Below are 26070 nucleotides of genomic sequence, written 5' to 3'. Positions count from 1 at the left end.
CCGGATTAGCGGGCCGTTTTTGTTACAGGAAACCGAGCAGAGAAAAGAAGATATAGCCGAGAATTATCACGATCACCGGCAGAATATACAGCGGAAAGTACTGCACCAGAATGGTATGACGAGGCACCACGATACTGCCCGCAATTTGCTCGCGGGTGCGCCCTTCTGGCCCTTTGGCCTGTTCCAGCAGCAGTTGATCTTCAACCCCTTCGCGCAGGAACTTCGCCTGACGACTCATTCGCGCCCCCGAGGCCTGTAACGCCATGCCGACAAACACGAGGATATAGATAATCCAGAAGCCGATATTCAGGCTGTGTCGAAAATCCGGCAGCGGCGAGTTGTACCAGAAAAAGTTAAGAAACGGCGTATTGAAACGCATCATTTCAATCATGACGTGCGCAAAGTCCATCAGCACCGCATCAATGCCCGGCTTCTTTTCGCTGTGTTCGTACATAAACTTCAGTACCGAAATCAGCGTCGAAATCACCGCGGGAATAAAAATCACCCACCCTAAAATGCGTTTAAGCACTGCAATGCGTCCAGCTTGTTGATACGTCATCGATTCCCCTTAATTAAGACGCCTTAACCACTTGCTAAGTCTACCCTCAGTGGCGAATTTCGCCCAATAATGCGCGGTATGATATACCATGAGGAGATATTCATACTACTTACGCTACTGGAGAGGGACTTATGTCAGCAAAGCGACACATTCATGCCGCTATTTTTGATATGGATGGATTACTGATTGACTCCGAGCCGCTATGGGATCAGGCGGAACTGGAGGTTATTGCAAGCCTGGGCGTCGACATCAGCCGCCGCGATGAGCTGCCGGATATGCTGGGACTGCGTATCGATTTAGTGGTCGACCTGTGGTTTGCCCAGCAGCCGTGGCAAGGCCCGGATCGTGCCGAAGTCACCGCGCGGATTATCAACCGCGCGATCCAGCTGGTTGAAGCCTCGCAGCCGTTACTGCCGGGCGCCCGTGAAGCCGTTGCATTGTGTAAAGCCCAGGGACTGAAAATTGGCCTCGCCTCCGCCTCGCCGCTACGTATGCTGGAAAAAGTGCTCGCCATGTTTGATCTGCGCGACCAGTTCGATGCCCTTTCCTCCGCCGAATCGCTGCCCTACAGCAAGCCCCATCCGCAGGTGTACCTTAACTGCGCCGCCAGCCTCGGCGTCGACCCGATGGCCTGCGTCGCGCTGGAAGACTCCGTCAACGGCATGATCGCCAGCAAAGCCGCCCGGATGCGCTCGATCGTGGTACCGGCCGAGGAAAACCGCAACGACCCACGTTTTGTGCTGGCTGACGTCCGCCTCACAACCCTGGCCTCGCTGACCGCCGCTGAACTCGGCCTCTGATTTTCCCTCCTTTTGTGATGAGCGGGTAATAATCCGCCATCACAAAAATAAAACAGCGTTTCATTTTAAATTGTTTTTTCCTGCCTCAGCCTCTATGCTTGAACATAACGGGGATATTTAACGTATATATCAATCGGCATACAGAGGTGAATATGGTACTAAACGCCTTCGACCTGACAGGTAAGGTCGCAATCGTGACGGGATGTGACACGGGACTGGGTCAAGGAATGACGCTGGGCCTTGCGCAGGCTGGGTGTGATATCGTCGGCGTCAATCGGAAGATCCCCCACGAAACGGCCGCCAAAGTCGAGGCGCTGGGCCGCCGGTTCACCGCCATTCAGGCCGACCTCAGCCGTCAGGATGATATTAGCGAGATCGTCGCCAAAGCGGTCTCCACCATGGGCCATATCGATATTCTGGTCAATAATGCCGGCACCATCCGTCGTGCGGACGCCCTGACGTTTACCGAGCAGGACTGGGACGATGTGCTGAACCTCAACCTGAAGTCGGTGTTCTTTTTATCGCAGGCGGTCGCCAGGCAGTTTATGCAGCAAGGTCGCGGCGGCAAGATCATTAACATCGCCTCGATGCTCTCTTTCCAGGGCGGCATCCGCGTCCCCTCGTATACCGCGTCCAAGAGCGGTGTGCTGGGCCTGACCCGCCTGATGGCCAACGAATGGGCGGGACACCAGATTAACGTCAACGCCATTGCGCCAGGTTACATGGCCACCAATAACACCCAACAATTGCGGGATGACGCCGAACGCAGCAAAGAGATCCTTGACCGTATTCCTGCCGGTCGCTGGGGCGTTGCCGATGACCTGCAAGGCCCGGTGGTATTCCTGGCCTCCGGCGCGGCGGATTACGTGAATGGTTATACCCTTGCGGTGGATGGCGGCTGGCTGGCACGGTGATATTTTTGTGACATAGAGTTACACCGTCACCTCTTCCGTGTACTGTATAAAAACCCTATACTGTATGAATTGACAGTTTAGGGTTTTTATCATGACGGCGGAAGGCCATCTCCTCTTTTCTATCGCCTGTGCGGTATTTGCGAAAAACGCAGAGTTAACTCCCGTGCTGGCACAGGGTGACTGGTGGCATATTGTCCCCTCCGCGGTGCTGACCTGCCTGCTGCCGGATATCGATCATCCAAAGTCGTTTCTTGGGCAACGATTAAGCTGGATTGCCAAACCGGTTGCCCGGGCGTTTGGCCATCGGGGATTTACCCATAGCCTGCTGGCGGTCTTCGGCGCCATGGCGCTGTTTTATCTGAAAGTGCCGGAAAGCTGGATTGTGCCCGCCGACGCGGTTCAGGGGCTGGTACTAGGTTATCTGAGCCACATTCTTGCCGATATGCTGACGCCGGCGGGTGTTCCGCTGTTGTGGCCCTGCCGCTGGCGCTTTCGCCTGCCGATCCTCGCGCCACGTAAAGGCAACCAACTGGAGCGCGCGCTCTGTATGGCACTGTTTGTTTATGCCGTCTGGATGCCGCAAACCTTCGCCGAAAACAGCGCCGTACGCTGGTCGTCAGGGATGATTAATTCACTGCAGATCACCTTTAATCGCTTTATTAGTCATCAGGGCGGACGATAAACAGGCGGAAAACGCAGATTAGTTATAATCAATTCCATTTGAATATAAGTAATGAATTCCGCTTCTGCTAACCTTGCGCCCATAGCGCTGGTAACACACCAGCCAGATAAAAAACAAATCAGGAGAACGGGGATGAATTTTCCATTAATAGCGAACGTTATCGTGTTCGCGGTTTTACTGTTTGCGCTGGGGCAAACGCGGCATAAACAGTGGAGCCTCGCCAAAAAAGTGCTGGTCGGCCTCGTGGTCGGCGTGGTCTTCGGTCTGGCGTTGCAGCTGATTTACGGTTCTGACAGCCAGGTGCTGAAAGACTCCATTCAATGGTTCAACATCGTCGGCAATGGCTACGTACAGCTGCTGCAAATGATCGTGATGCCGCTGGTGTTTGCTTCAATTCTGAGTGCGGTTGCGCGTCTGCATAACGCTTCTCAATTGGGCAAAATCAGCTTTCTGAGCATCGGTACGCTGCTGTTCACCACGCTTATCGCCGCGCTGGTCGGCGTGCTGGTGACCAACCTGTTTGGATTGACTGCCGAAGGTCTGGTGCAGGGTACAGCGGAAACTGCCCGCCTCAACGCCATTCAGAGCAATTACGTTGGCAAAGTTGCCGACCTCAGCGTCCCGCAGCTGATCCTCTCTTTCATTCCGAAGAACCCGTTTGCTGACCTGACCGGCGCCAACCCAACCTCGATCATCAGCATCGTTATCTTCTCCGCGTTCCTCGGCGTCGCGGCGCTGAAGCTGCTGAAAGACGACGTCGCCAAAGGCCAGCGCGTGCTGACCGCCATCGATACCCTGCAGGGCTGGGTGATGAAGCTGGTACGTCTGGTGATGCAGTTAACGCCGTACGGCGTGCTGGCGCTGATGACCAAAGTCGTGGCCGGTTCCAATCTGCAGGACATCGTTAAGCTGGGCAGCTTTGTGGTGGCCTCTTACCTTGGCCTCGGCATCATGTTTGTGGTGCACGGTCTGCTGCTGGCGATCAACGGCGTGAGCCCGCTGAAATACTTCCGTAAGGTGTGGCCGGTTCTGACCTTTGCCTTTACCAGTCGTTCCAGCGCCGCGTCAATTCCGCTGAACGTCGAAGCGCAAACCCGTCGTCTGGGCGTACCGGAATCTATCGCCAGCTTCTCCGCTTCCTTCGGGGCGACTATCGGCCAGAACGGCTGTGCAGGTCTGTACCCGGCGATGCTGGCCGTGATGGTTGCACCAACCGTCGGTATCAACCCGCTTGACCCGCTGTGGATCGCCACCCTGGTGGGCATCGTTACCGTCAGCTCCGCCGGCGTTGCTGGCGTCGGTGGCGGCGCGACCTTCGCCGCGCTGATCGTGCTGCCGGCCATGGGTCTGCCGGTGACCCTGGTCGCCCTGCTGATCTCCGTTGAACCGCTGATCGATATGGGCCGTACCGCCCTCAACGTCAGCGGCTCGATGACCGCCGGCACCCTGACCAGCCAGTGGCTGCGCCAGACCGACAAAACGATTCTCGACAGCGAAGAAGACGCCGAACTGGCACATCGCTAACCGCTCGTTACGGGCAGGTATAAAAAAACCGCAGAGTTAACCCTCTGCGGTTTTTTTTATGGTTCACCAGGCTATCAGGAGGCGATGTCGCCTTCCTGGCGGATCTGCACGGCCCAGCGCTGCGCTGCCTCCGGCAGAGTAAACGGCGGTGAGCGCCGGAAGTGCTCGTCCATCAGCACGAACGCGACATATTTCCCCCGCAACAGCCACACATCGCGAAAACCGTCCATTTTGACGGCGTGTTCCGGCGGGGCTGGCTCCACTCGAGGCACGTAGCTAATGACAGGGCGATTTTGTTGGCGAAGTGTTTTCATAACCGATAGATTCACTAAACAAAGCGGGAGACATAATCAGCTATGATAGCCGATTGCAGCCCCTTTCGTCGCCCCTAACGTTGTACGTTCAGTGCGGCTGGCGGAAGATCAGAGAGTGGGTAGAGATAAAATCAGGGGAGGACTGCCTCCCCTGTACGCTTCAGATTACACGTCGCGATAGGTTCCTAAACGATAACCGCGTTCGGCAATCGCATACTTCAGCGATGCCGACGTCAGCACCTCCAGCTCCGCCAGGCGCGGGTAGCAATAGGCGCTCCCCATGATGGTGTTATCGACAAATGCCGGGTGACACATCACTTCCAGCGATGCTTCATCACGTTGAATGGAGTCATCCAGGGTTTGCAAAAACAGCGCTTCAGTAATGGCATCACCGTAGAACTCACTGGTAAAACCGTCGCTGCTGCGCGCCGCATCTTGCGCCAGGCCATCTCGTTGAGCAAGCTGGCGGTCAATACGCAGCGCAACCCCTTTTTCGTGGGCAAACGCGGCGACAATCGGGTAAATCCCGGCAATCATATGCACGTGATGGTGACTGTCGATATGCGTCGGTTCACAACCAAACAGCTCGACAAACCGGCTATACTGGCATGCCAGCTCATGCGCGATCTCGTCCAGCGGCAGGCTACCCTCTTCTGCCATCTGCCAGATCCACTTGCCTAAGCGTCCTTCACGAGTCAGCCCCGGCATGGCCGATAACGGCTCACCCAGCGTCAGGACAAAATGCATCCCAATGCCCAGCTCCGGGACGCTGCGGCTCAGCTGGGCGGCGTGACCAATAGCCGCCCCGTTGACCAGCGCCGTTGTCGACGTGACAAGTCCATTTTTGCAGGCTTCAATAATCCCGTAGTTCTGGCCTTTGCTCAGGCCAAAATCGTCGGCATTAACGATTAACACGCGTTCCATCGGCCGCTCCCGTTAGTGTTTCAGTTTTTCAATGGTCGCCGCAAAGTTTGGCAGCCACTTTTCATGCGCCAGGATCATTTCACGTGCCAGCAGTTCGGCATCGCGGTCAGAATGAATCAGCGGGCTTAAATTCAGCGCCAGCAGCACATCGTTAAGCTCCCCACTGATTGCCGCCTGGCTGGCAGCCACTTCAAACCCTTTGATGGTATAAATCAGCCCCAGCACTTTCTCATCGAAATGAGTGATACGTGGCGTCGGGGTTGCCCCTTCTCGGCCCAGCGTACAGGTCATTTCCACCGCCCAATCGGCCGGGATGTTATCAATATGGCCATGGTGCGGAATGTTGACGTAGTGCTCGGTCTGCTTGTCATTGTAGATGGCGTTGATGACTTCGCAGGCCGCATCGGAGTAATAGGCCCCGCCGCGCAGCTCCAGCTCTTTCGGCTTGACGTTGAGATCCGGATTTTTATACAGCTCGAACAGCTGTTTCTCGACTTTCTGCACCACCTGGGCACGGGCGCCGCCTTTGTAATACTCGCCCATTTCGATAGCCAGCATCTCTTTTGGCTTGAAGTAGTACAACAGATAGGAGCACGGAATCAGGCGCAGAGAGCGAATCAGCCCTTCGCTGAAAGGCAGATCGAAGATGTTTTTCACCGAGTTGGCGCTCAGGGTACCGGCAGCAACACCATCCAGCAGTTCGTCGAAACGTGACACGCCGTTTACCAGTACATCGCGCACGAAGACCAGGTGGTTCAGACCAAACAGATCGATAGACAGCTCATCGCTCGGGCTCAGGTGCAAAACGTCGGTAATGAACATTTTCATGCCGATCGGAATGTTACAGACGCCAATGAAGCGTTTGAAGCCGGTGTGGCGATAGACCGCTTCGGTGACCATACCTGCCGGGTTGGTAAAGTTGATAATCCAGGCGTCCGGGCAGATTTCCTGCACGTCTTTGACGATATCAAAAATCACCGGGATGGTACGCAGGCCTTTAAACAATCCGCCCGCGCCGTTGGTCTCCTGACCCAGATAGCCGTGGCTGAGCGGAATACGCTCGTCTTTTTCACGGGCCTTAAGCTGGCCAACACGCAGCTGGGTGGTAACAAAGTGGGCGCCTTCAAGGGCGGCACGGCGATCCAGCGTTTTGTAGACTTTAATCGGCACGCCGGCTTTTTCCACCATGCGCTCGCACAGTGCATGAATAATATCGAGTTTTTCCTGGCCTTCCGCCACGTCCACCAACCACAGTTCCGTTATCGGCAGTTCGTGATAACGTTTCAGGAATCCTTCCAGTAATTCTGGGGTATAGCTGCTACCGCCGCCGATCGTGACAACTTTTAATTTCTGGCTCATTATACTCTCCCTTATGGCATCGCGAATTGCACGTAGCCTACCCTCCGCATCTACACGGACAGTAACTTGAATAGTGTCTGAGGCGGAACATTCCGCCCCGGATTAATTAATGCTGGTCAGTTTTTTACGATAATTGCTCGGGGTAAACGAGGTCAGCCGTTTGAATGTTTTAATAAACAGACTTGGGCTACTGTATCCCGACTCATAGGCAATATCAGTGACCGAATAGTTGGTGATTTCCAGCTGTTTTTTGGCGAAGTTGATGCGAATATCATTAATAATCTGCATCGGCGTTTTACCATAATAGCGCTGGGTCGCCCGGGTTAAATATTCCTGAGTTTTCCCGGAACGCTCGACCATATTCTCGAGCGCCCCTTCGCCAAACTTCAGTTTATCGTGCATGTCCTCGACGGTATTTTTCAGCCACTGCGGAATCACATCCTGCACCGGCTCCTCGCGGTAATGCCGTAAACGGTTAATGGTATAAAACGACACCAGTTCAATAAATTCGTCAAATTCGGTATCGCGAAAATTCAGCGAAGCAATCACCGACTCGATATAGCTAAGAAAGGTGCTTTTGACAGCGTAGACCTGTGAAGCGACCAGTCCAAACGGCAGCAGCGGTAAATAGTGTTTCTCAAAGAATCGCTTGCTGATACCCACGTTAAGAATGCGCGTCGCGCCAAAAGCATAAAAGCTCTGATGATGCGACCCCATCGGGATAAAGACAAAATCCCCGCGCTCCAGCAGCACCCGTTTACCGTTGATTTCCTGGTAATACCGCCCGGTTAAAACGATGGTGTACTCGTAATAATCATGCTGGTGAAGCCCGCTTACGCTTTCCGTTTTGTTGTAAATAACCACATGAAAATCTTTGCCGTTGAAAAGCTGCTGTTCTCTGGCGGTACTGATCTCGGTGGTTATCATCTTTGGCTGCCTCATCGTGTAGATGGCCTATTGTACCTTCTCGTGCAGCTCAATCAATTCGGCAACCAGCTCACGTGCCAGCATTGAGGTCATCAAATGATCTTGCGCATGAACCAGCACCAGGCTGACCTTCATTTTGCCTTCACCTTCATCGCTTTCAATCAGTTGAGTCTGTACACGATGTGCTTCACTCAGCGCGAGGCGCGACTGCTCCATCATGTTTTTAGCGGCGGCGAAATCACCCTGCTTTGCCTGCTTCAGTGCCGCATAGGCCAGGCTGCGGGCCTGTCCGGAGTTGATAATCAGCCCCATCACCACCTCTTCGAGGTCGTTTTCAGGTGCAGCAACTGCGTCGATATGGTCCAGATCAAACATAATTATTCCCTCGTTTCTCAGGCGGTACGGGAGTGCTCCCGTACCGCTCGACATCAGAATTTCAGTGCGTTAGCGATATCTTCTTCGCTTTCCTGCTCTTCAATCACCGCCTGCGCCTTGTTGGAGACCGCCACGAACGGCAGGTAAACCAGCACCGACACACCCAGGTTGAACAGCGCTACGAAGAGTGCAGCGATACTACCGTTACTGTTAAAGAACGCGCCGAGGCCGGTAGGCATGGTCCACGGTGCCAGGTTGGTCACCGGTGGAATAATCCCCATCGAGTAGGCAGCAAGCGTAATCGCCGCCAGAATCGGCTGAATCAGGACGAACGGGATGAACATCACCGGGTTCATGATGATCGGCAGACCAAACAGAATCGGCTCGTTAATCTGGAAGATGCCTGACGGCAGCGCCAGCTTAGCCACCTGACGGTGATCCGCACGACGTGAGCCGATAAAGATGGCGATAATCAGACCGAGCGTTGCCCCGGAACCACCCAGCAGGATGTAGGAATCCAACATCGGCTTAGCCCAGAAGTGGAACTCTTTACCCGCGGCGATAGCGGCTTCAACAGAACCGTACTGGTTGTACAGCGCGATGTTTTCCAGCGCCCATGGGGTCATGATGCCGTTATCCAGCGCGGTCAGCGCCAGTGAACCGTGTACACCAAAGAACCACAGCAGGGAGTTGAAGATAACGTAAGCCCAGCCCACCACGCTGCCCATTGACGCCAGCGGTTTGGAGATGGAGTCCATGATAATCTGGTGGAAGTTGCTGCCATGGTTCGCCAGCAGCCACGAGATAATGCCGAATACGGACAGGATCAGGAAACCGGGAATCAACGCCGAGAATGAACGCGATACCGAGGCCGGTACGCTATCCGGCAGGGTGATAACCCAGTTGCGACGGATAACGAAGGTGAACATTTCTGCCACCAGCAGGCCAATAATCATGCCCGAGATAATGTTCGCCCCACCCAGCCAGTTGGCGCCGACCGCATAGGCTTCGCCCACGCTGTAGGGAGTCACGGTCATAAATGCGGCGACCGACAGCAGGCCTGCCGCCAGCGGATCGACTTTTCGCTCTTCGGCCAGCGCCATGCCGATAAAGAACGGCGCCATCAGCGACATAATGCCTAACGTACCGTTATAAACGTTACCGCCGATGGCTTTAAAACCGTTTAATGTTTCAATGGTTGAGCCATCCAGGCGAATACCCATTGAATAGAAGAAAGAACCTTCACCAAAACTCAAAAATACGTTGTTGATTAATACGAACATGGCCCCCGCAAGGGTCAGCGGCATTAATTTAATAAAGCCGTTTTTAATCGCATTGATGTGCGGTTGCTTTCCTATTTTAACAGCAAAAGGAAGGAGTACCTTTTCAAGCGAGTCAATCACTTTACTCATATCAAATACCCTTTAAAGCCGTAATTGAATAATTACGGCATGATGTATGAAATTACTCTTTGACGGGAAATAAACTCTCACTTTTCATTTATTCGCAAGTTCCATATTGCCGCAGTGGACATTGCCCCGGCGAAATCACGAAAAGATATCGAGTTTTAAAATAAAATTATTGTGCAGCAGCTTTCTTAATGGCCGCAACGGCCGCTTTCAGGACACCTAAACCATCGACTTTGCCATACAGCGTAGAGTCGATAACTTCCACCGGCTTATTCGACAGCAGCCGCTGAATTTCTGGGAGCATATACGCAATTTGTGGGCCTAATAATACGACATCAGCTTGCGGGCCTTTTTCTCCGGCCAGGGTTTCCGGATAGGCTTCAATGATGACCGGCACTTCATATTTTTCTGCCTGTGCACGCATTTTTGAGACCAGCAGTGATGTAGACATTCCAGCCGAACAGAACAAATAGATGTGTTTCTTTTCCATGAGCGCTTCCTCAATTTGTAAGACCTGGCGGCTTCAGAATCACCTTATGTCTGAAAGCCGGCTAAGGCGTGTCGTCATTCGATTAATATTGTTTATGCATTGAGTATACGGCATCGTTCGGGGCCTGGATAATTCCTGGTTAATCAAAATTGTCTCTCATTGACCTCGCGTTTTGACAACCTTCACATTTCCCTCAAATAATTCGCGCAATTAAATAAGCATCAGGTGCCATGAAAAAGCCCGACCGGTGGTCGGGCTTTCGTAGATCTAAGCGTGATGAACTACTTAGTCGTGCGCGGGTCGGTATCGTATTCGGCACAGGTCTGGTAGCCAGAGTTCATAACGTGTCCGGTCTCATCGAGGGCGACAAAGTAGGTCTCCATTTTACCATCTCGTTGACCCAGGATGTAGGTCTGACAGGTTCCGCGAGCATGGATCATGGTGACCTCAGATGCTGGTTTACCCGCAATCTGCAGGACCTGTGAACGGGTCATACCTTTTTTCACATCTTTAACCACCGGCTGCGTGAACTGGTCAGCGGTACGATCGTAGGCAGTACAACCAGCCAGAATGGTCAATACTGCTGCTGCGCCTAAAAATCCTGCAAAATGCTTGTTCATATTCCGTCCTCTTTTATTCGTGTGTTAATAAGCCTGGAATAAAAACCGTTATTTTTCAAGCTGAAGGTCCAAATCGGCTAAATTTAAGATCTTTCTAATAAAAAAACATAGCCTAAATAATTCGAGTTACAGGACAAGAGGCGAAGCCGAATTGAACAGCGCTTGCGCTGGCCCTGAAGGGGTGAGGCCATAGGCCGAATCACGCGGCGACGCAGGGAATCCCCAGGAGCTTACTCAAGTAAGTGACTGGGGTGAGCGAGGACAAATTCGTCGGGAACGAATTTGAACGCTGTTCACAGCGCCCGAAGGGCGAGGCCCAGGGATGGGCCGAGTATTGCCAACGTACATGTAACTTGAAGTATGACGGGTATATGTCGTTGATTGCCTTCTTTTACATCAGTCAAAACTGTGATCCTTGTCGTTTTACCGTCAAAGAGGTAGCTTAAACCCTAACTGGCAGCCAAACAGATTCACTTCCCGGAGGGCGCAATGACGCTACAACACGAAATTATTCAGGCGCTGGGTGCTAAGCCCCAGATTGATGCTGAAGGCGAGATCCGCCGCAGCGTGGATTTTTTGAAATCCTATTTGCAGACCTATCCTTTTATACAGTCCCTGGTGTTGGGCATCAGCGGCGGCCAGGACTCAACGTTGACCGGCAAACTGTGCCAGCAGGCTATCAATGAACTGCGTGCCGAAACCGGGAAGACAGACCTGCAGTTTATCGCCGTGCGCCTGCCCTACGGCGTTCAGGCGGATGAGCAGGACTGTCAGGACGCCATCACCTTTATTCAGCCCGATCGCGTGCTGACGGTGAATATTAAAGGTGCGGTACTGGCCAGCGAGCAGGCACTACGTGAAGCCGGCATCGAGCTTAGCGACTTTGTTCGCGGCAATGAGAAAGCCCGTGAACGCATGAAAGCCCAGTACAGCATTGCCGGCATGACTCACGGCGTGGTGGTCGGTACCGACCACGCCGCAGAGGCGATTACCGGCTTCTTCACCAAATACGGTGACGGTGGCACGGACATCAACCCGATCTTCCGCCTCAACAAACGCCAGGGTAAACAACTGCTGGCCCACTTAGGTTGCCCGGAGCATCTCTATAAGAAACTCCCTACCGCCGATTTGGAAGACAATCGCCCGTCCCTGCCAGATGAAGTGGCCCTTGGCGTGACTTACGAAAATATCGACGACTATCTGGAAGGCAAAACGCTGGATGCAAAAATCGCTGGCATCATCGAAGGCTGGTATCTGAAAACTGAGCACAAACGCCGCCCGCCGATCACCGTCTTCGACGATTTCTGGAAAAAATAGCGCCGCCCCTGTTTACCACACAACCCCGGATTCCACCGGGGTTATTTTTTGCGGCGAAGCGCAGAAACCGTATACCACACACACGAAAAAACCGCCGGTCCTGCCCAAAGCCATACGGCAAGTGTTGGGCAAGACCGGCGGTCTTCATTCAGTGTGCTGAATTACTCAGCTGGTACAGGCATTTTACCTTCTGGCGCTTTGCGATCTGTCAGATGCTTCTCAAAATTCGCATTGAACTGTTTTTTCTGTTCCGGCGTCAGAATGTTGTAAATCTTGTTCTGGGTTTCCATACGGGAAAGCGCCATTGCTTTGTGCTGGGCTTCCATCTTGTCAATCTGCGCTTCCGCCTTCGCTTTATCAAAGGTATCGCTGGCAATCAGGTCATGCATTGCGCGGCGCTCGTCCAGTGACGGACGTTTCATGTTGTCGCGCTGGCCTTTCATAATGTCGCGGACCTGCTGTTTCTGGGCATCGGTCAGGTTCAGACCTTTGAACATCATCTCATGCGGGCCGCCATGCATCCCTTTATGATGCATCATCGGTTTGCTATCGGTTTGTGTTGCAGTGGTATCGGCAGCGTGAGCCAGGTTAGCGGCACCCAGAGCCAGCGTAGAGGCAACAAACAGAGCAGTAATCTTCTTCATATTCAGTCCTTACTTTACGTTATTCTTACGGCGATTTGCCGTGTTTACGAGATAAACTTTACGACGTTTATCGTCAATTAGTCAGAGCAAGAGTAAAACAATGAAAGTGTAAAAAACAGTTTCTCGTCAATTATGGAGAAAATAAGGAAGGGAGGAAAATTATTGCAACAAATGTTATTTAACAGGCTGTTTTTAATGACATTCACCAAAACTATAAAGCAACACAGATTAAAAACAAAGCATTTATCCAGGAATAATCCGCAATCAAATCTCAAAGCACGAAAAAATAAGAACGGAAATGAAAAATGGCTGCGGGCAATTAACAAAGCCGCTCGCTTGAGCGGCAATGATATTCAGGTTCTGGTTCAGGTGATGCGCTCCAGCATCAGCCCGGCGCGCAGGCCCGTCGCCACTGATGGGTTAGGAAACAGCACGTACTCCTGGGCCTTTTCCACCGTATAACGCGTTTCACCATCTTCTGCCAGCAGGGTACCCGCCGTAAAGGCGGTAAAGTTGAGGGTCTGCGCCGACATATGCAGCTGGAAGTTATCACTCTTACGGATAATCTGCTGCACCACCCGGTAGCGCAGCGGCGCCGCGTCGCTGTCGACCACCGTCAGATCCCCCACCAGCAGGCGTATTAAAGCCTTGCGAGTCATGGCGAATTGCGTAAGGTCATTCTCACCAAACGGCAGCGCCTTACCCAGCTCAAGCGTGCAGGAGAGCGCGTCAAAATGTTCGCTGCTGTAATGACTGAAGGTTCCCGCCGGCTGCTGATGGAACACCAGCGCCTCCAGCCCGGATCCTGCCAGCCAGTGTAAGAATCCCTCGTCCCACGGCGTTTCCCGCGCCGGAAGCACGCCAAAGCGTGTATGCCGCGACCCGCGGATGGCCGTATGTAAATCCAGGTGCCAGCGCAGTCCCGTCGAAGCGGCATAAAACCGAGTCAGCGTCTTTTCCAGCAAACGCGCTCTGCGGGTCTCCTCACCGGCGGGAAACTGCTGCCAGCGCCCACCAAACATCCGATTGATATCGCTATCGAGGTAGCGTTTGTCCGCGCGTAGCGCGCCAGGGTTGCCAAAAACCACCAGCAGCCGCCAGCGCAGCGGTAGCTCGCCGGTAAACAGCTGCTGGAGCAGATCATGCGTCATCTCTACCGGTGCGGTTTCATTGCCGTGCAGGCCTGATGAGAGCACCAGCGAACGCTCACAACGGGCGTGTGGAGTCAGTTGCAGCACGCCGCAATCCAGCCAGTGCCAACGAAAATGGGCGGTTTCGCCATGAAAATGATGGGGCAAGCGCCCCGCCAGGGTTAATGCCAAAAAGTCGTCCACGACGCCTCCTCGTAAAGATAAACACAACCGCCGCTATTGCTGGAACGGGTAGACAGAGCCGATCTGCAGGATTTGCGTCAGCCGGTCGAGAGCCTCGCGGCCTTCGCTCAGCAGCTGCGGGTCCGCCAGATCCGCCTGGGTCAGACGGTCGCGATAGTAACGCTCAACCCAGTCGTTGAGGGTGGCGAATAGCGCGTCGTTCATCATGACCGCCGGGTTGACGGCCCGTAGTTCCTCTTCACGCACCACCACCCGCAAGCGCAGACAGGCCGGACCGCCGCCGTTGGCCATGCTTTCGCGCAGGTCGTACACCTGCAGCTCATCAATCGGGTTATCTTCCGCCAACAGCTGGTTCAAATAGCGCCAGACTCCAGCATGTTCCTGTGCCTCCTGAGGCAAAATCAAACGCATCGTGCCATCGGGTTTACTCACCAGCTGGCTGTTGAACAGATAGGTCGCCACCGCGTCTTCTACGCTGACGGCGCGGGTCGGCACCACTAACGGCATAAAACCGACCACCTGCCCGGCCAGCTGCTGCATCAGCCGAGACTGATCGACAAACGCCTGCTCATGACAAAACAGCACCTGTTGATTGCTGACCGCAATCACATCGTTATGAAACACGCCTTTATCAATGATCGCCGGGTTCTGTTGGGCAAAAATCACCTGCCGCGGGTTAACCTGATTCAGGCGCGCCACCGCTTCACTGGCTTCGCGGGTCTGTCGCGCCGGATAGCGCTGTGGGCGATCGCCATTGCCGCCCTGCTGACGGCCATAGATAAAGAGCTGCAGGCCGGGGGCGCCATACTCCGCGCCCAGCCGGTTATGATTTGCCGCCCCTTCATCACCGAACAGCGCTACCTGCGGGAGCGCCGAATGGACCGCAAAATGCTGCGGGTCGGGAAAGATCGCCCGCAGCAACGCCTCCGTGGTCGGCGCTTCACTGGCGCGATGGAATTTATCGTTAAGATTGGCAACCGTCAGGTGCACACGCCCGTCGAGGGAATCGGCGGATGGCGACACCGTAGCCGCGTTAGCCACCCACATCGAGGAAGCCGAACTGACAGCAGATAGCAGCTCCGGTGCCTGCCGGGCCGCCTTCTCGATAACCTGCGGGTCGCTGCCGCTGAACCCCAGCTGGCGCAACAGCGGCACATTCGGCCGCTCCTGCGGCGGCATCACCGCCTGCGGATACCCGGCATCCGCTAACACCTTCATCTTCTTGAGCCCTTGCTGTGCAGCCAACAGCGGACTGGAGACCCGATAGCGGTGTCGGGTCGAGGCCTCATTACCAAAGGATAACCCGGCATAGTGATGGGTCAGGCCCGGAAGCCCGTCAAGGTTCAGCTCCCAGGCTTTCATCGTGTCGTACCCCGCCAAAAGTCGAGACCTGGGCTGAGGGTTTCCGGCATGGTCAGTGTGGGTGTTTCGAGGCTGGCCATCGGCCAGGCGCAATAATCGGCAGCGTACCACGCTCCCGGGCGATGGTTACCGGAGGCACCGGTCCCGCCAAAAGGCGCGGTACTGGCCGCGCCGGTCAGGGGTTTATTCCAGTTGACGATCCCGGCCCGCGCCTCCAGCAGCAAGCGGTCGAATTTCTCCCGGTCGGCCGAGATCAACCCGCATGAGAGGCCGAAGCGGGTGGCGTTTGCCAGCGCTATCGCCTGATCAAAATCGTCATAACGCCAGACCCCAAGCAGCGGGCCGAAGACCTCCTCATCGGCTACCTCAACCACCTCTGTCAGCTCGATAATTCCCGGCGTTAACAGCGAGGTACCGGCCTGCAGCAGCCGGGGTTCCAGCAGCGTGATGCCGCCGCTGGCAACCAGTTTGAGCCAGGCCTGATGAACCTTGTGCGCCGCCTGGGCAGAGATCAATCCTCCCATGAACGGCTGGGGAGATGCATCCCATGCGCCAGGAATTAAATTCTGTGACACTGTCACTAATCGACTAAGGAAACGATCGCCGGTTTCGCCCCGCTTCACCAGCAGCCGACGCGCGCAGGTACAGCGTTGCCCGGCGGTGATAAAGGCCGACTGAATCGTCAGATGCACCGCCGCATCAATATCCTGCGGTTCATCAACGATCAGCGGGTTGTTGCCTCCCATTTCGAGCGCCAGAATTTTTTCTGGCTGCCCGGCCAGCTGGCGATGCAGCTGAAAGCCGGTCGCTGAACTGCCGGTAAACAACAGGCCGTCAATATCCGGCCGGGCGCTGAGCATTTCACCGGTTTCACGACCGCCCTGCAGCAGGTTCAATACTCCCGGCGGCAGCCCCGCTTCGGCCCACAGTTTCACCACCGCCTCACCGCTGTGGGGCGTCAGTTCGCTGGGCTTGAACACCAGCGTATTGCCGGCCAACAGTGCCGGTACGATATGACCATTAGGCAGATGACCGGGGAAATTGTAGGGGCCAAATACCGCCAGCACTCCGTGCGGCCGGTGGCGCAGCGTCGCGGCACCATCACTCATATCGGTCTGCGCTTCACCGGTACGGCTATGGTAGGCTTTCAGCGAAATGGCAATCTTGTTGATCATCGCGCCGATTTCCGTAGCGGCCTCCCATTGCGGCTTGCCGGTTTCCGCCGCGATAATCGCCGTCAGCGCAGCTTTATGCGTCTCCAGCAGCATGGCAAATTTTTCGACGATCGCCTGCCGGGCGCTCAATGGCTGTCTGGCCCACGTCGGGAACGCGCGGCGAGCGGCCTCCACCGCCTGGGCGACCTGTTGTGCATCGGCGTCATTACCCTGCCACAGCAGCAGCTGGCTGACCGGATCGGTTTTCGTGCGCGCCGGGCCGCGTCCGCTCTGCCAGTCGCCGTTAATCCATAAACTCATGATTTTTTCTCCTCTGGGATCAGCCGGACCAGCCGCAGCCGATCGCCGGCGTGGCATTTCAGGACATCCAGTTGACGGGCGCTTAATAGCAGACGATCGGTCTGTGGATCGGCCGGAACCAGCATGGCGCGAAACTGCTGATACTGTTCATTGGCCACCAGGCAAAGCGGCCACTCCCCTGGAGCAGGTTGTCCCTCAGCCACTGTCACCAGTCGGCTTTTACGAATCGCCCGCACCCGCTCAATGTCGCACTCCAGCGTCGGCCCGCCGTCGAAGATGTCGATATAGTTGCGGTATCGGAACCCTTCTTTCTCCAGCACCGCGCGAGCCGGTGCGGTTTGCGGGTGCACCTCACCAATCACCGCACGCGCTTCGTCGGATAAAAAGTCGATATACAGCGGATGTTTCGGCATTAAGGCAGCGATAAAGGCTTTTTGCCCGGTACCGCACAGATAGTCGGCGCGGGCAAACTCCATGGCGAAAAAGCGTTTGCCGAGGCTTTCCCAGAACGGCGAGTAGCCATTCTCGTCAATCACGCCGCGCATTTCTGCTACCACTTTTTCATTAAAGTGCTCGCGAAACGCGGCCATAAACATAAAGCGCGACTTCGACAGCAGGTAGCCGTTGCCCTCTTTGCGCCAGGCGGGGTCGAGGAACAGCGTGCACAGCTCGCTACTGCCGGTGTGATCGTTGCTGAGAAACAGGGTCGGCAGCGCGTTGTAGACGTTAAGCTCTTTCGAGGCATGCACCTGCGTCCCCACGCGGTAGTTGTACCAGGGATCGTTCAGCCCTACCGCTACTTCAATGGCGCAGATCCCCACCACCTTGCCGCTGACGCTGTCTTCCAGCACGAACACGTAACCCTGTTCGCTTTTTGGCAGCTCTCCACGCCAGGTCTTCATTGAGCGCTCAATGCGTGCCGCCAGCGTGGCTTCATCCGCCGGCAACGACGTCAGCCCGCCACCGGTCTCCCCGGCAAGGATCATCAGACCGGCCAGATCGTCTGGCGCAACCGGACGGATCACCATCATGATGACACTCCCGCAAGGAAGTGGCGGCAGGCCAGCTCAAAGCGATCCAGCCCGGTGTTCACCTCTTCCTCACTCACAATCAGCGCCGGGGCGAAACGCACCACGTTGGCCCCGGCAATCAAAATCATCAGCCCGTCTTCCGCAGCCTGCGTACTGATGGCTTTCGCCTTGCCGGCCCAGGCATCGTTCAGTACGCAACCGATCAGCAAGCCCATGCCACGGATCTCCTTGAACAGGCCGTAACGGGCGTTAATAGCGTGCAGTCGTTCGCTAAACCACTGATGACGTTGCTTGACGCCGTTCAGCACCGCCGGCGTATTGACGATGGACAGCACTTCGCCCGCTACCGCACAGGCCAGCGGGTTCCCGCCGTAGGTGGTCCCGTGGGTCCCCACCGTCATGACACTGGCGCAGGTTTCGCTCGCCAGCAGCGCGCCAATCGGGAAACCGCCGCCCAGCGCTTTCGCCGTCGACAGCAGATCCGGTGTCACGCCATAGTGCATGTAGGCGTACAGTTCGCCGGTACGCCCCACACCAGTCTGGACTTCATCAAAAATCAGCAGCGCCTGATGGGCATCGCACAGTTCACGCAGGCCGCGCAGAAACGCCGGGTCGGCAGGCACCACACCACCTTCACCCTGCATCGGTTCCACAATCACCGCGCAGGTGTTGTCATCGATCAGCGCGCGGGCGGCATCGAGATCGTTATAGGCGGCATGCTGGATCTGCGGCGGCAGCGGCGCGAAATCCTGAGAATAAGCCGGTTGTCCGCCAGCGGAGACGGTAAACAAGGTGCGCCCGTGGAAAGCGTTGTTGAATGCCACGATGCCGCTTTTCTGGCTACCGAAGCGATCGTGGGCGTATTTGCGCGCCAGCTTCAGCGCCGCCTCGTTGGCCTCCGCACCGGAGTTACAGAAGAACACCCGGTCGGCGAAGGTGGCGTCGATAAGCTGTTTCGCGAGACGCAGGACCGGCTCATTGGTGTAGCCGTTGCCGGTGTGCCAGAATTTTCCGGCTTGTTCCGTCAGCGCCTTAACCAGCCGCGGGTGAGCATGACCAAGCGCGTTAACCGCGATACCGCCGGCAAAGTCGATGTACTCTTTGCCCTGCTGATCCCACAGGCGCGACCCTTCACCACGTACCGGAATAAAAGCCGCCGGCGCGTAGACCGGCATCATCCATTCATCAAAGTTGCTACGCGTAATTGACTGAGACATATCGACCTCTTCCGGTAAATAAAAAGTATGAATAATGTTAAATATTATGGGTTGTTACGCTGTAAATGTAGATTGCACACTTCGTGCCAGCCAGCAGTAAAAGTGCATAAACCGGGGTCGATAACGGAATATCAAGGAGTTACAAAAGCATATTATTCACATTAAATGCATAATTAGTGAATAACTATCTTATATTGCGCCACAGGCAGTGAATAAAACAGGAGTGTTATGCATGAGTGAGATATAATTCTGCATTTGTGATCGTATACGAAATTTATCGTAAAAATCCGCCCTTTTTTGGCGCAACTTGCGCCAGCATGGTGCGCAATAGCAACCCACGCCACGCCTATAACACTAACAGGCACAATAAAATGCCTTCCGGCAGCCAGCCCGACGAAATTCTGCTACCATCCCTGCACTATTCACCTTGCACAGTGGCAGCGACTATGAAATTTGTCTCTTTTAATATCAACGGCCTGCGTGCCCGTCCTCACCAGCTGGCCGCCATCGTCGACAAGCACCAGCCCGACGTGATCGGCTTACAAGAAACTAAAGTGCACGACGACATGTTTCCTCTTGAAGAGGTCGCAAAGCTCGGCTACAACGTGTTCTACCATGGGCAAAAAGGCCACTACGGCGTGGCGCTGCTGACCAAAGAGACGCCGGTCTCGGTACGTCGTGGGTTCCCTGATGATGGCGAAGAAGCCCAGCGCCGCATCATCATGGCGGAGATTCCCTCGGCATTCGGTAACGTCACGGTCATTAACGGCTACTTCCCGCAGGGGGAAAGCCGCGATCACGAAACCAAATTCCCGGCCAAAGCGGCGTTTTATCAGAACCTGCAAAACTACCTCGAGAGCGCGCTGAATAAAGACAATCCGGTGCTGATCATGGGCGATATGAACATCAGCGCCACCGACCTGGACATCGGCATCGGCGAAGAGAACCGCAAGCGTTGGCTGCGTACCGGTAAGTGCTCGTTCCTGCCGGAAGAGCGTGAGTGGATGGATCGCCTGATGGGCTGGGGGCTGGTCGACACCTGGCGCCAGGCCAACCCACAAACTAACGATCGTTTCTCGTGGTTTGACTACCGCTCTAAAGGCTTCGACGACAACCGTGGGCTGCGTATTGACCTGCTGCTGGCCAGCCAACCGCTGGCCCAGCGCTGTGTTGAAACCGGCATCGATTACGAGATTCGCGGCATGGAAAAACCATCGGATCATGCGCCGATCTGGGCCACCTTTAAACCGTAACGCCATCGCACTACCGACTCTCCCGGCCTTCACGGTCGCGGAGAGTCGCGTTTTCCTGAGCAACATCAATAAATCAGCGGTAAGACATTGTTGTGATTCGTCATTTGTAATACTGTCTCGCCCACTTTTCCCGGTGGGAAAGCGCGCGCGACACAGGGTTGATACAGGAGACTCCGCAATGCAAAAGAAGCCGTTACCCGGCAGAATATAAGCTGCTGATTATTATCGCCCTGCTCTCTGTTCTGACCGTCGTTATCACCTTTTCCGGCTTCGCCGACCTGATTACGCATTTTCATCATCTACAAACCCTCATCCGCCAAAGCGGTGCCCTGGGCTGGACGCTGTACATCGCCCTGTTTATCGTCGCCACCCTGTGCCTGATCCCCGGCAGTATTCTGGTGATGGTGGGCGGCGTGATCTTTGGCCCGATCTGGGGAACGATACTCTCTCTGTGCGCGGCGACGACGGCATCGGCGTTCTCTTTCCTGCTGGCCCGCTGGCTGGGGCGCGATCTGCTGCTGAAATATGCCGGCCATAGCGCCACCTTTCAGGCGATCGAACGCGGCATGGCCCGTAACGGCAGCGATTTTTTAATTTTGACCCGCCTGATTCCCCTGTTTCCCTACAATATCCAGAACTACGCTTATGGCCTGACGGCCATTCCGTTCTGGTCATTCACGCTGATCTCCGCTCTGACCACTCTGCCTGGGCTGTTCATCTACACCCTGATGGCCAGCGAGCTTGTCCGGGAGGGGATCACCCTGGGGTTCGTGCTGAAGCTAAGCCTCGCAGGCCTGATCTTATTTGGCATCATTCAGGGGGCAAAAATCTTTGCCCGCCAGCGGCAGATTTCTGCCGACGGGTTACAGGTGAACGATGGCGAAAAATAGCGGGTCTTTAGTCTGGTACGGGCGTACCACGCTCATCGTCGCGGGGATAATTGCGCTGCTCGCCTGGTGGCTGATCCCCAGCGTCAACGCCTTTATTGAGCACAGCCTGGCGGCATTTTCCGCGTTAGATCAGCAGGCTATTGAGCGCTTTATTGACTCTTATGGCGCTCAGGCGGCGCTGGTCTCCTTTGCCTTAATGCTGTTACAAGCAGTGGTTGCCCCGCTGCCCGCCTTTCTGATCACCTTTGCTAACGCCTCGTTATTTGGTGCCTTCTGGGGCGGGCTACTCTCCTGGACCAGCGCCATGGCCGGCGCGGCACTGTGTTTTTATATCGCCAGAATTCTCGGTCGCGAAGCGGTGGAGAAACTGACCGGCAAAACGGTACTGCATGGGATGGACAGCTTCTTCGAGCGCTACGGCAAACATACAATTTTAATCTGCCGGCTTTTGCCGTTCGTCCCCTTTGACCCTATCAGCTACGCGGCCGGCCTGACCTCGATTCGCTTTCGCCAGTTTATGCTGGCCACCGGCATCGGCCAGCTGCCTGCGACTATCATATACTCCTGGGCAGGCAGTATGCTGACCGGAGGCACCTTCTGGCTGGTCACCACATTATCGATTCTGTGTGCTTTGGCGTTGATTATCTTTATCGCCAAAGCCTGTTATCTCGAACGACATAAGAGGAAGTCCTGATGCGACTGCCGCCGCTCGACACGATCCCCCTGATCCTGCGCCCGCAGGCGTGGCTCCATCGTCGCCACTACGGCGAGGTGCTCAGCCCCATCCGCTGGTGGGGACGTATCCCGTTGGTGTTTTATCTGGTGTCGATGTTCGTCGGCTATCTGGAACGTAAACGCTCGCCCCTCGACCCGGTGCTGCGCTCGCTGGTCAGCGCCCGTATTGCCCAGATGTGCCTGTGTGAGTTCTGCGTGGATATCACCAGCATGAAGCTGGCGGAACGCACCGGTAGCGTCGATAAACTACAAGCGGTGGCCGACTGGCGTCAAAGCCCGCTGTTCAGCGAGCTGGAACGGCTGGCGCTGAGCTACGCCGAAGCCGCCAGCCTCACGCCGCCCACCGTTGATGATGCGCTGCGTGCCCAGTTGGTCGACAGCTTTGCCCCTCAGGCCCTGACCGAGCTGACGGCGCTGATCGGTTTACAAAATCTCTCTGCCCGCTTTAATTCCGCCATGGCGATCCCGGCGCAAGGTTTGTGTCAGATCCCCACGGCCACCTCTTCCGACACCAGATCATAAGGATATGGGTATGCGCTATTGTTTACTCTGGCTGGCGGCGCTGTGGTTCACGCCGACCATCGCCAACGCCGGTGAAAGCTGGCAGCTCATCAAAGACCAGGCTCGCGGCCAGACCGTGTGGTTTAACGCCTGGGGCGGTGACCCCGCGGTGAATCGTTACCTCGATTGGGTCAGCGACGAAGTGAAACGCGACTATGCCGTCGATCTGCGGATCGTGCATATCGCCGATGCCGCCGATACTGTCAAACGCCTGAAAAGCGAAGCCCGGGCCGGGCGCAAGCATAATGGCTCGGTGGATCTGCTGTGGGTCAATGGCGAGAACTTCCACAGCCTGAAAGCCGCCAGGCTGCTGCAAACCGGCTGGGCAGAGTCGCTGCCTAACTGGCGTTACGTCGATACCCGTCTGCCGGTCCGGGAAGACTTCTCCGTCCCCACCGATGGCGCCGAATCGCCATGGGGTGGCGCGCAGCTGACCTTTATTGCCCGCCGTGCACAAACGCCGATGCCGCCCAACGATCCGCAGGCTCTGCTGGATTTCGCCACCGCGCATCCTGGCACCATCACTTACCCGCGCCCGCCAGACTTCACCGGAACCGCTTTTCTCGAACAGTTGCTGATTAACCTGACGGAACGACCGGAGGCACTGCGTCAACCGCCTAACGCCAAAAGCTATGCCGCGGTCACCGCGCCGCTCTGGCACTATCTCGATCAGCTCCATCCTCAGCTATGGCGCGCAGGACGGGACTTCCCCGCGTCCCCCTCGCGGATGGATGCGATGCTGACTAACGGCACCCTCGCATTATCAATGACATTTAACCCGTTGCACGCTCTGCAGAAAGCCGCCAGCGGCGAACTGCCGCCTGACAGCTACAGCTTTGGCTTCAAACGCGGCATGCTCGGTAACGTCCATTTTGTGGCGATCCCGGCCAGCGCCCGCGCCTCTGCCGGGGCCAAAGTGGTCGCCAATTTTCTGCTCTCACCCACGGCGCAATTGCGCAAAGCCGATCCGGCTATCTGGGGCGATCCGAGCGTGTTAAATCCCGAATCGCTCTCCCCCCAGCAGCAGCAAGCGTTGCAGGTGCTGATGCCGCAAAACAGACCGCCGGTGCTGGCGGAACCACACGCAGCCTGGGTTGATGCGCTGGAGCAGGAATGGTTGCGGCGTTACGGTACGCACTGATCCTGCTGGCGTGGGGAAGCATGGTGCTGATTTATCTGCCCGTGCTCCCCGGCATCGCGCTGATGATCGCCCCAGCGCTTCAGCTTACCAACTGGCAGGCGCTGTTTGCTGACCCACAACTGTGGCAGGCGTTGGCCGCCACCGTGGTTTCATCGCTGCTGGCGGTGGCGGGCGCGGCACTGATCACCCTGACGATTGTTAGCGCGCTGTGGCCCTCTCGCAGTTGGCAGCGGCTGGCATCCCGTCTGCCGCTGCTGCTGGCGGTGCCCCATATTGCTTTCGCTACCGCGGCGCTGCTGCTGTTTGCCGAAGGCGGCTGGTTCTATCATGTCTGTACCCTGTGTACCCCCTTCGCCGACCGTTACGGTATCGGCCTGGGGCTAACCCTCGCCGTCAAGGAGAGCGGTTTTTTGTTGTGGGTGGTGTATGGCCTGTTGGGAGAAAAACGGCTGGCGGAGCAGGTTACGGTGATGAAAAGCCTCGGCTACGGCCGCTGGCAGTGCCTGAAATGGCTTATTCTGCCGATGCTGCTGCCCGCGATGACGCTGGTGCTGATCGCCACCACCGCGTGGAGCCTGTCGGTGGTCGATGTGGCGCTGGTGATTGGCCCGGGAAACCCGCCGACGCTGGCGGTACTGGCCTGGCAATGGTTAAACCAGGGCGATGAACTCCAGCAGGCAAAAGGTGCCCTCGCCAGCCTGCTCCTGTTGCTGATCCTCGTGGGTCTGATCGCTGGCGTCTGGGGCCTGTGGCGTCTCTGGCAGCGGCAGCCCCCGGATCTGCGCGGTATTCGTCGCCCGCAGCCGAAAGCGCGCGCCGGTCGACTGCTGGCAGGCCTTCTGCCGTTTTGCGGCCTGGGCTGTGCGTTGTTTCTGATCTGGCTGGCATACGGCGCCGCGCCGGTCAGCGGCAGCCTCGGCACCAGCCTGACGCTGGCTCTGCTGGCCGCGCTCCTCGGTGGCGTGCTTTGCTTATTATGGTTGGAGTGCGGTCCGTCCCGCGGCGATAGCTGGGTCTGGCTGCCGCTGGTCTTACCCGCGCTCCCGCTGGCGGACGGACAGTATCAACTGGCGCTGTACGCCTGGCTGGACGGCCAACTGATGACCGTATTGTGGGGCCATTTGCTGTGGGTGATCCCATGGATGTTATTTATTTTGCGCCCGGCGTGGCGGCAGCGCGATCCGCGTATGACACTGGTCGCCCGCACCCTTGGCTGGGGACGCGGTAAGATATTCTTCCGGGTCACGCTGCCGTTGATGCTGCGTCCGCTACTGGCGGCGCTGGCGGTCGGTTTTTCGGTGAGTATCGCGCAATATCTGCCTACACTGTGGCTAGGGGCCGGGCGGATGACTACCCTCACCAGTGAAGCCGTGGCGCTTAGCGCCGGCGGCGATACGCAAACCCTTGCAGCACAGGCCTTATGGCAACTGCTGCTACCGGCGTTCTGTTTTACCCTGACTGCCCTGCTGGCCTTTGTGGCGGGCCGCTATCGCCGAGGATTACGCTAGTGCTCACCGTCAAGAATCTGACCCTGACACAACACCATCAGCCGCTGCTGCGCGAGGTCGGGTTTTCCGTGCGAGCCGGTGAAGTGCTGACGCTGATGGGTCCTTCCGGCAGCGGGAAATCTACGCTGTTTGCCTGGATGGTGGGCGCACTGGCGGAACATTTTCAGGCCAGCGGCGAACTGTGGCTGGCCGACAGTCGCTGCGACACGCTGCCCACCGAACGCCGCCGGATCGGAATTTTATTTCAGGATGCGCTGCTGTTTGACCACTTCAGCGTGGGGCAAAATCTGCTGCTGGCGCTGCCGGCAGAGGTACGCGGCGGCGAACGCAAACACCAGGTGCAACAAGCACTGGAGCGGGCCGGGCTTGCCGGGTTCTTTTCCCGCGACCCAGCTACCCTGTCCGGCGGTCAGCGGGCGCGAGTGAGCCTGCTGCGAGCGCTGCTGGCACGGCCGCTGGCGCTGCTGCTGGACGAGCCCTTTAACCGCCTGGATGCCGAACTGCGCGCTGATTTTCGCCAGTGGGTCTTCGATGAGCTGGCGCGACTGGCGATCCCCGCCGTGCTGGTGACTCACGACAGCCACGATATCCCCGAGCGTGGTCGCTGTCTGAAAATGAGCGACTGGCAATGAAACCCCGGCTAACCTGCGTTACCGCAAAGAATTCGCCAGCGCCGCAGTGGAGAATGTGCGCTCAATTTTCTCT

27 protein-coding genes are annotated in these 26070 nt (G+C 56.4%); 12 read left to right on the top strand and 15 right to left on the bottom strand.

All coding sequences use genetic code 11. The features are described 5' to 3' along the window. Positions 1-22: 22 nt before the first annotated feature. Complete coding sequence (locus ACMYSO_RS24830) at positions 23-559, bottom strand: YniB family protein (RefSeq protein WP_434668663.1); 537 nt, start codon at positions 557-559, stop codon at positions 23-25. A gap of 131 nt (positions 560-690) precedes the next feature. Here ACMYSO_RS24830 and hxpB point away from each other — a divergent pair, with 131 nt between their 5' ends. The 4 genes from hxpB (at position 691) to ACMYSO_RS24810 (ending at position 4479) form a co-directional block, all read left to right on the top strand. After that, on the top strand, positions 691-1359 hold the full coding sequence (gene hxpB / locus ACMYSO_RS24825) for a hexitol phosphatase HxpB (protein WP_434668662.1): 669 nt from the start codon (positions 691-693) through the stop codon (positions 1357-1359). A gap of 152 nt (positions 1360-1511) precedes the next feature. Continuing rightward, positions 1512-2273 carry a 2-dehydro-3-deoxy-D-gluconate 5-dehydrogenase KduD gene (kduD, locus tag ACMYSO_RS24820; RefSeq protein WP_434668661.1) on the top strand — a complete coding sequence of 254 codons (762 nt, stop codon included), beginning with the start codon at positions 1512-1514 and terminating at the stop codon, positions 2271-2273. Positions 2274-2364: 91 nt separating this feature from the next. Next, the gene (locus ACMYSO_RS24815) at positions 2365-2955 is read left to right on the top strand and encodes a metal-dependent hydrolase (RefSeq protein ID WP_434668660.1); all 591 of its coding nucleotides are present in this window, start codon (positions 2365-2367) and stop codon (positions 2953-2955) included. A 132-nt stretch (positions 2956-3087) separates the two neighbouring features. Next, complete coding sequence (locus ACMYSO_RS24810) at positions 3088-4479, top strand: L-cystine transporter (protein WP_434585265.1); 1392 nt, start codon at positions 3088-3090, stop codon at positions 4477-4479. A gap of 74 nt (positions 4480-4553) precedes the next feature. Here ACMYSO_RS24810 and cedA read toward each other — a convergent pair whose 3' ends face one another. The 8 genes from cedA to osmE all read right to left on the bottom strand — a co-directional run bounded on the left by cedA (position 4554) and on the right by osmE (position 10897). Further along, positions 4554-4793: a cell division activator CedA gene (gene cedA, locus ACMYSO_RS24805; RefSeq protein WP_434668659.1), complete on the bottom strand. Its 240-nt coding sequence runs from the start codon at positions 4791-4793 to the stop codon at positions 4554-4556. Between the two features lie 165 nt (positions 4794-4958). After that, entirely contained in the window at positions 4959-5717 is a 759-nt protein-coding gene (gene chbG, locus ACMYSO_RS24800; protein ID WP_434668658.1) for a chitin disaccharide deacetylase, read from the bottom strand. A gap of 12 nt (positions 5718-5729) precedes the next feature. Next, on the bottom strand, positions 5730-7076 hold the full coding sequence (locus ACMYSO_RS24795; RefSeq protein WP_434668657.1) for a 6-phospho-beta-glucosidase: 1347 nt from the start codon (positions 7074-7076) through the stop codon (positions 5730-5732). 102 nt (positions 7077-7178) lie between these two features. Beyond that, complete coding sequence (gene chbR / locus ACMYSO_RS24790; protein ID WP_154143685.1) at positions 7179-8003, bottom strand: transcriptional regulator ChbR; 825 nt, start codon at positions 8001-8003, stop codon at positions 7179-7181. 27 nt (positions 8004-8030) lie between these two features. After that, positions 8031-8378 carry a PTS N,N'-diacetylchitobiose transporter subunit IIA gene (gene chbA, locus ACMYSO_RS24785; protein WP_123754010.1) on the bottom strand — a complete coding sequence of 116 codons (348 nt, stop codon included), beginning with the start codon at positions 8376-8378 and terminating at the stop codon, positions 8031-8033. Between the two features lie 53 nt (positions 8379-8431). After that, positions 8432-9790 (bottom strand): PTS N,N'-diacetylchitobiose transporter subunit IIC, encoded by a 1359-nt coding sequence (gene chbC / locus ACMYSO_RS24780; protein ID WP_123754009.1) that lies wholly within the window; start codon positions 9788-9790, stop codon positions 8432-8434. Positions 9791-9956: 166 nt separating this feature from the next. Further along, complete coding sequence (gene chbB, locus ACMYSO_RS24775; protein WP_123754008.1) at positions 9957-10277, bottom strand: PTS N,N'-diacetylchitobiose transporter subunit IIB; 321 nt, start codon at positions 10275-10277, stop codon at positions 9957-9959. Between the two features lie 281 nt (positions 10278-10558). Further along, a complete protein-coding gene (gene osmE, locus ACMYSO_RS24770; protein WP_123754007.1) occupies positions 10559-10897 on the bottom strand; it encodes an osmotically-inducible lipoprotein OsmE in 339 nt (112 codons plus the stop codon). Between the two features lie 489 nt (positions 10898-11386). Between osmE and nadE the strand changes: the two genes are divergently transcribed. Next, positions 11387-12214: an ammonia-dependent NAD(+) synthetase gene (gene nadE / locus ACMYSO_RS24765; protein WP_434668656.1), complete on the top strand. Its 828-nt coding sequence runs from the start codon at positions 11387-11389 to the stop codon at positions 12212-12214. 161 nt (positions 12215-12375) lie between these two features. On the opposite strand, the gene spy is transcribed toward nadE, so the two are convergent. From spy to astC, 6 genes are all read right to left on the bottom strand, one after another. Further along, positions 12376-12858: an ATP-independent periplasmic protein-refolding chaperone Spy gene (gene spy, locus ACMYSO_RS24760; protein WP_434668655.1), complete on the bottom strand. Its 483-nt coding sequence runs from the start codon at positions 12856-12858 to the stop codon at positions 12376-12378. A 365-nt stretch (positions 12859-13223) separates the two neighbouring features. Continuing rightward, positions 13224-14192 carry a succinylglutamate desuccinylase gene (gene astE, locus ACMYSO_RS24755; protein ID WP_434668654.1) on the bottom strand — a complete coding sequence of 323 codons (969 nt, stop codon included), beginning with the start codon at positions 14190-14192 and terminating at the stop codon, positions 13224-13226. A 33-nt stretch (positions 14193-14225) separates the two neighbouring features. After that, positions 14226-15554 (bottom strand): N-succinylarginine dihydrolase, encoded by a 1329-nt coding sequence (gene astB, locus ACMYSO_RS24750; protein WP_434668653.1) that lies wholly within the window; start codon positions 15552-15554, stop codon positions 14226-14228. Beyond that, the gene (astD, locus tag ACMYSO_RS24745) at positions 15551-17029 is read right to left on the bottom strand and encodes a succinylglutamate-semialdehyde dehydrogenase (protein WP_434668652.1); all 1479 of its coding nucleotides are present in this window, start codon (positions 17027-17029) and stop codon (positions 15551-15553) included. The genes astB and astD overlap by 4 nt, the downstream gene beginning before the upstream one ends. Further along, positions 17026-18060: an arginine N-succinyltransferase gene (gene astA, locus ACMYSO_RS24740; protein WP_434668651.1), complete on the bottom strand. Its 1035-nt coding sequence runs from the start codon at positions 18058-18060 to the stop codon at positions 17026-17028. The genes astD and astA overlap by 4 nt, the downstream gene beginning before the upstream one ends. Next, on the bottom strand, positions 18057-19277 hold the full coding sequence (gene astC, locus ACMYSO_RS24735) for a succinylornithine/acetylornithine transaminase (protein ID WP_434668650.1): 1221 nt from the start codon (positions 19275-19277) through the stop codon (positions 18057-18059). Before astC ends, astA begins: the two co-directional genes overlap by 4 nt. Positions 19278-19723: 446 nt before the next feature. On the opposite strand from astC, the gene xthA reads away from it, so the two are divergent. The 7 genes from xthA (at position 19724) to ACMYSO_RS24700 (ending at position 25997) form a co-directional block, all read left to right on the top strand. Continuing rightward, a complete protein-coding gene (gene xthA, locus ACMYSO_RS24730; RefSeq protein WP_434668649.1) occupies positions 19724-20530 on the top strand; it encodes an exodeoxyribonuclease III in 807 nt (268 codons plus the stop codon). 224 nt (positions 20531-20754) lie between these two features. After that, positions 20755-21420 carry a TVP38/TMEM64 family protein gene (locus ACMYSO_RS24725; RefSeq protein ID WP_434670874.1) on the top strand — a complete coding sequence of 222 codons (666 nt, stop codon included), beginning with the start codon at positions 20755-20757 and terminating at the stop codon, positions 21418-21420. After that, a complete protein-coding gene (locus ACMYSO_RS24720; protein WP_434668648.1) occupies positions 21407-22114 on the top strand; it encodes a TVP38/TMEM64 family protein in 708 nt (235 codons plus the stop codon). The genes ACMYSO_RS24725 and ACMYSO_RS24720 overlap by 14 nt, the downstream gene beginning before the upstream one ends. Continuing rightward, positions 22114-22677 carry a carboxymuconolactone decarboxylase family protein gene (locus ACMYSO_RS24715; RefSeq protein WP_434668647.1) on the top strand — a complete coding sequence of 188 codons (564 nt, stop codon included), beginning with the start codon at positions 22114-22116 and terminating at the stop codon, positions 22675-22677. Before ACMYSO_RS24720 ends, ACMYSO_RS24715 begins: the two co-directional genes overlap by 1 nt. Before the next feature lie 10 nt (positions 22678-22687). Then, entirely contained in the window at positions 22688-23857 is a 1170-nt protein-coding gene (locus ACMYSO_RS24710; RefSeq protein WP_434668646.1) for an ABC transporter substrate-binding protein, read from the top strand. Next, positions 23830-25365 (top strand): ABC transporter permease subunit, encoded by a 1536-nt coding sequence (locus ACMYSO_RS24705; protein ID WP_434668645.1) that lies wholly within the window; start codon positions 23830-23832, stop codon positions 25363-25365. Before ACMYSO_RS24710 ends, ACMYSO_RS24705 begins: the two co-directional genes overlap by 28 nt. Continuing rightward, on the top strand, positions 25365-25997 hold the full coding sequence (locus ACMYSO_RS24700; RefSeq protein ID WP_434668644.1) for an ATP-binding cassette domain-containing protein: 633 nt from the start codon (positions 25365-25367) through the stop codon (positions 25995-25997). The genes ACMYSO_RS24705 and ACMYSO_RS24700 overlap by 1 nt, the downstream gene beginning before the upstream one ends. Positions 25998-26070 lie beyond the last annotated feature (73 nt).

Source organism: Klebsiella sp. B345, assembly GCF_051131735.1.
GTDB lineage: Bacteria > Pseudomonadota > Gammaproteobacteria > Enterobacterales > Enterobacteriaceae > Klebsiella.
This window is presented reverse-complemented; position numbering and strand designations above follow the sequence as displayed.

Excerpts from the sequence above, each read along its gene's own strand:
- ACMYSO_RS24830 (WP_434668663.1), bottom strand. The coding sequence starts at position 559 with ATGACGTATCAACAAGCTGGACGCATTGCAGTGCTTAAACGCATTTTA.
- hxpB (WP_434668662.1), top strand. The coding sequence starts at position 691 with ATGTCAGCAAAGCGACACATTCATGCCGCTATTTTTGATATGGATGGA.
- kduD (WP_434668661.1), top strand. The coding sequence starts at position 1,512 with ATGGTACTAAACGCCTTCGACCTGACAGGTAAGGTCGCAATCGTGACG.
- ACMYSO_RS24815 (WP_434668660.1), top strand. The coding sequence starts at position 2,365 with ATGACGGCGGAAGGCCATCTCCTCTTTTCTATCGCCTGTGCGGTATTT.
- ACMYSO_RS24810 (WP_434585265.1), top strand. The coding sequence starts at position 3,088 with ATGAATTTTCCATTAATAGCGAACGTTATCGTGTTCGCGGTTTTACTG.
- cedA (WP_434668659.1), bottom strand. The coding sequence starts at position 4,793 with ATGAAAACACTTCGCCAACAAAATCGCCCTGTCATTAGCTACGTGCCT.
- chbG (WP_434668658.1), bottom strand. The coding sequence starts at position 5,717 with ATGGAACGCGTGTTAATCGTTAATGCCGACGATTTTGGCCTGAGCAAA.
- ACMYSO_RS24795 (WP_434668657.1), bottom strand. The coding sequence starts at position 7,076 with ATGAGCCAGAAATTAAAAGTTGTCACGATCGGCGGCGGTAGCAGCTAT.
- chbR (WP_154143685.1), bottom strand. The coding sequence starts at position 8,003 with ATGATAACCACCGAGATCAGTACCGCCAGAGAACAGCAGCTTTTCAAC.
- chbA (WP_123754010.1), bottom strand. The coding sequence starts at position 8,378 with ATGTTTGATCTGGACCATATCGACGCAGTTGCTGCACCTGAAAACGAC.
- chbC (WP_123754009.1), bottom strand. The coding sequence starts at position 9,790 with ATGAGTAAAGTGATTGACTCGCTTGAAAAGGTACTCCTTCCTTTTGCT.
- chbB (WP_123754008.1), bottom strand. The coding sequence starts at position 10,277 with ATGGAAAAGAAACACATCTATTTGTTCTGTTCGGCTGGAATGTCTACA.
- osmE (WP_123754007.1), bottom strand. The coding sequence starts at position 10,897 with ATGAACAAGCATTTTGCAGGATTTTTAGGCGCAGCAGCAGTATTGACC.
- nadE (WP_434668656.1), top strand. The coding sequence starts at position 11,387 with ATGACGCTACAACACGAAATTATTCAGGCGCTGGGTGCTAAGCCCCAG.
- spy (WP_434668655.1), bottom strand. The coding sequence starts at position 12,858 with ATGAAGAAGATTACTGCTCTGTTTGTTGCCTCTACGCTGGCTCTGGGT.
- astB (WP_434668653.1), bottom strand. The coding sequence starts at position 15,554 with ATGAAAGCCTGGGAGCTGAACCTTGACGGGCTTCCGGGCCTGACCCAT.
- astD (WP_434668652.1), bottom strand. The coding sequence starts at position 17,029 with ATGAGTTTATGGATTAACGGCGACTGGCAGAGCGGACGCGGCCCGGCG.
- astA (WP_434668651.1), bottom strand. The coding sequence starts at position 18,060 with ATGATGGTGATCCGTCCGGTTGCGCCAGACGATCTGGCCGGTCTGATG.
- astC (WP_434668650.1), bottom strand. The coding sequence starts at position 19,277 with ATGTCTCAGTCAATTACGCGTAGCAACTTTGATGAATGGATGATGCCG.
- xthA (WP_434668649.1), top strand. The coding sequence starts at position 19,724 with ATGAAATTTGTCTCTTTTAATATCAACGGCCTGCGTGCCCGTCCTCAC.
- ACMYSO_RS24720 (WP_434668648.1), top strand. The coding sequence starts at position 21,407 with ATGGCGAAAAATAGCGGGTCTTTAGTCTGGTACGGGCGTACCACGCTC.
- ACMYSO_RS24715 (WP_434668647.1), top strand. The coding sequence starts at position 22,114 with ATGCGACTGCCGCCGCTCGACACGATCCCCCTGATCCTGCGCCCGCAG.
- ACMYSO_RS24710 (WP_434668646.1), top strand. The coding sequence starts at position 22,688 with ATGCGCTATTGTTTACTCTGGCTGGCGGCGCTGTGGTTCACGCCGACC.
- ACMYSO_RS24705 (WP_434668645.1), top strand. The coding sequence starts at position 23,830 with ATGGTTGCGGCGTTACGGTACGCACTGATCCTGCTGGCGTGGGGAAGC.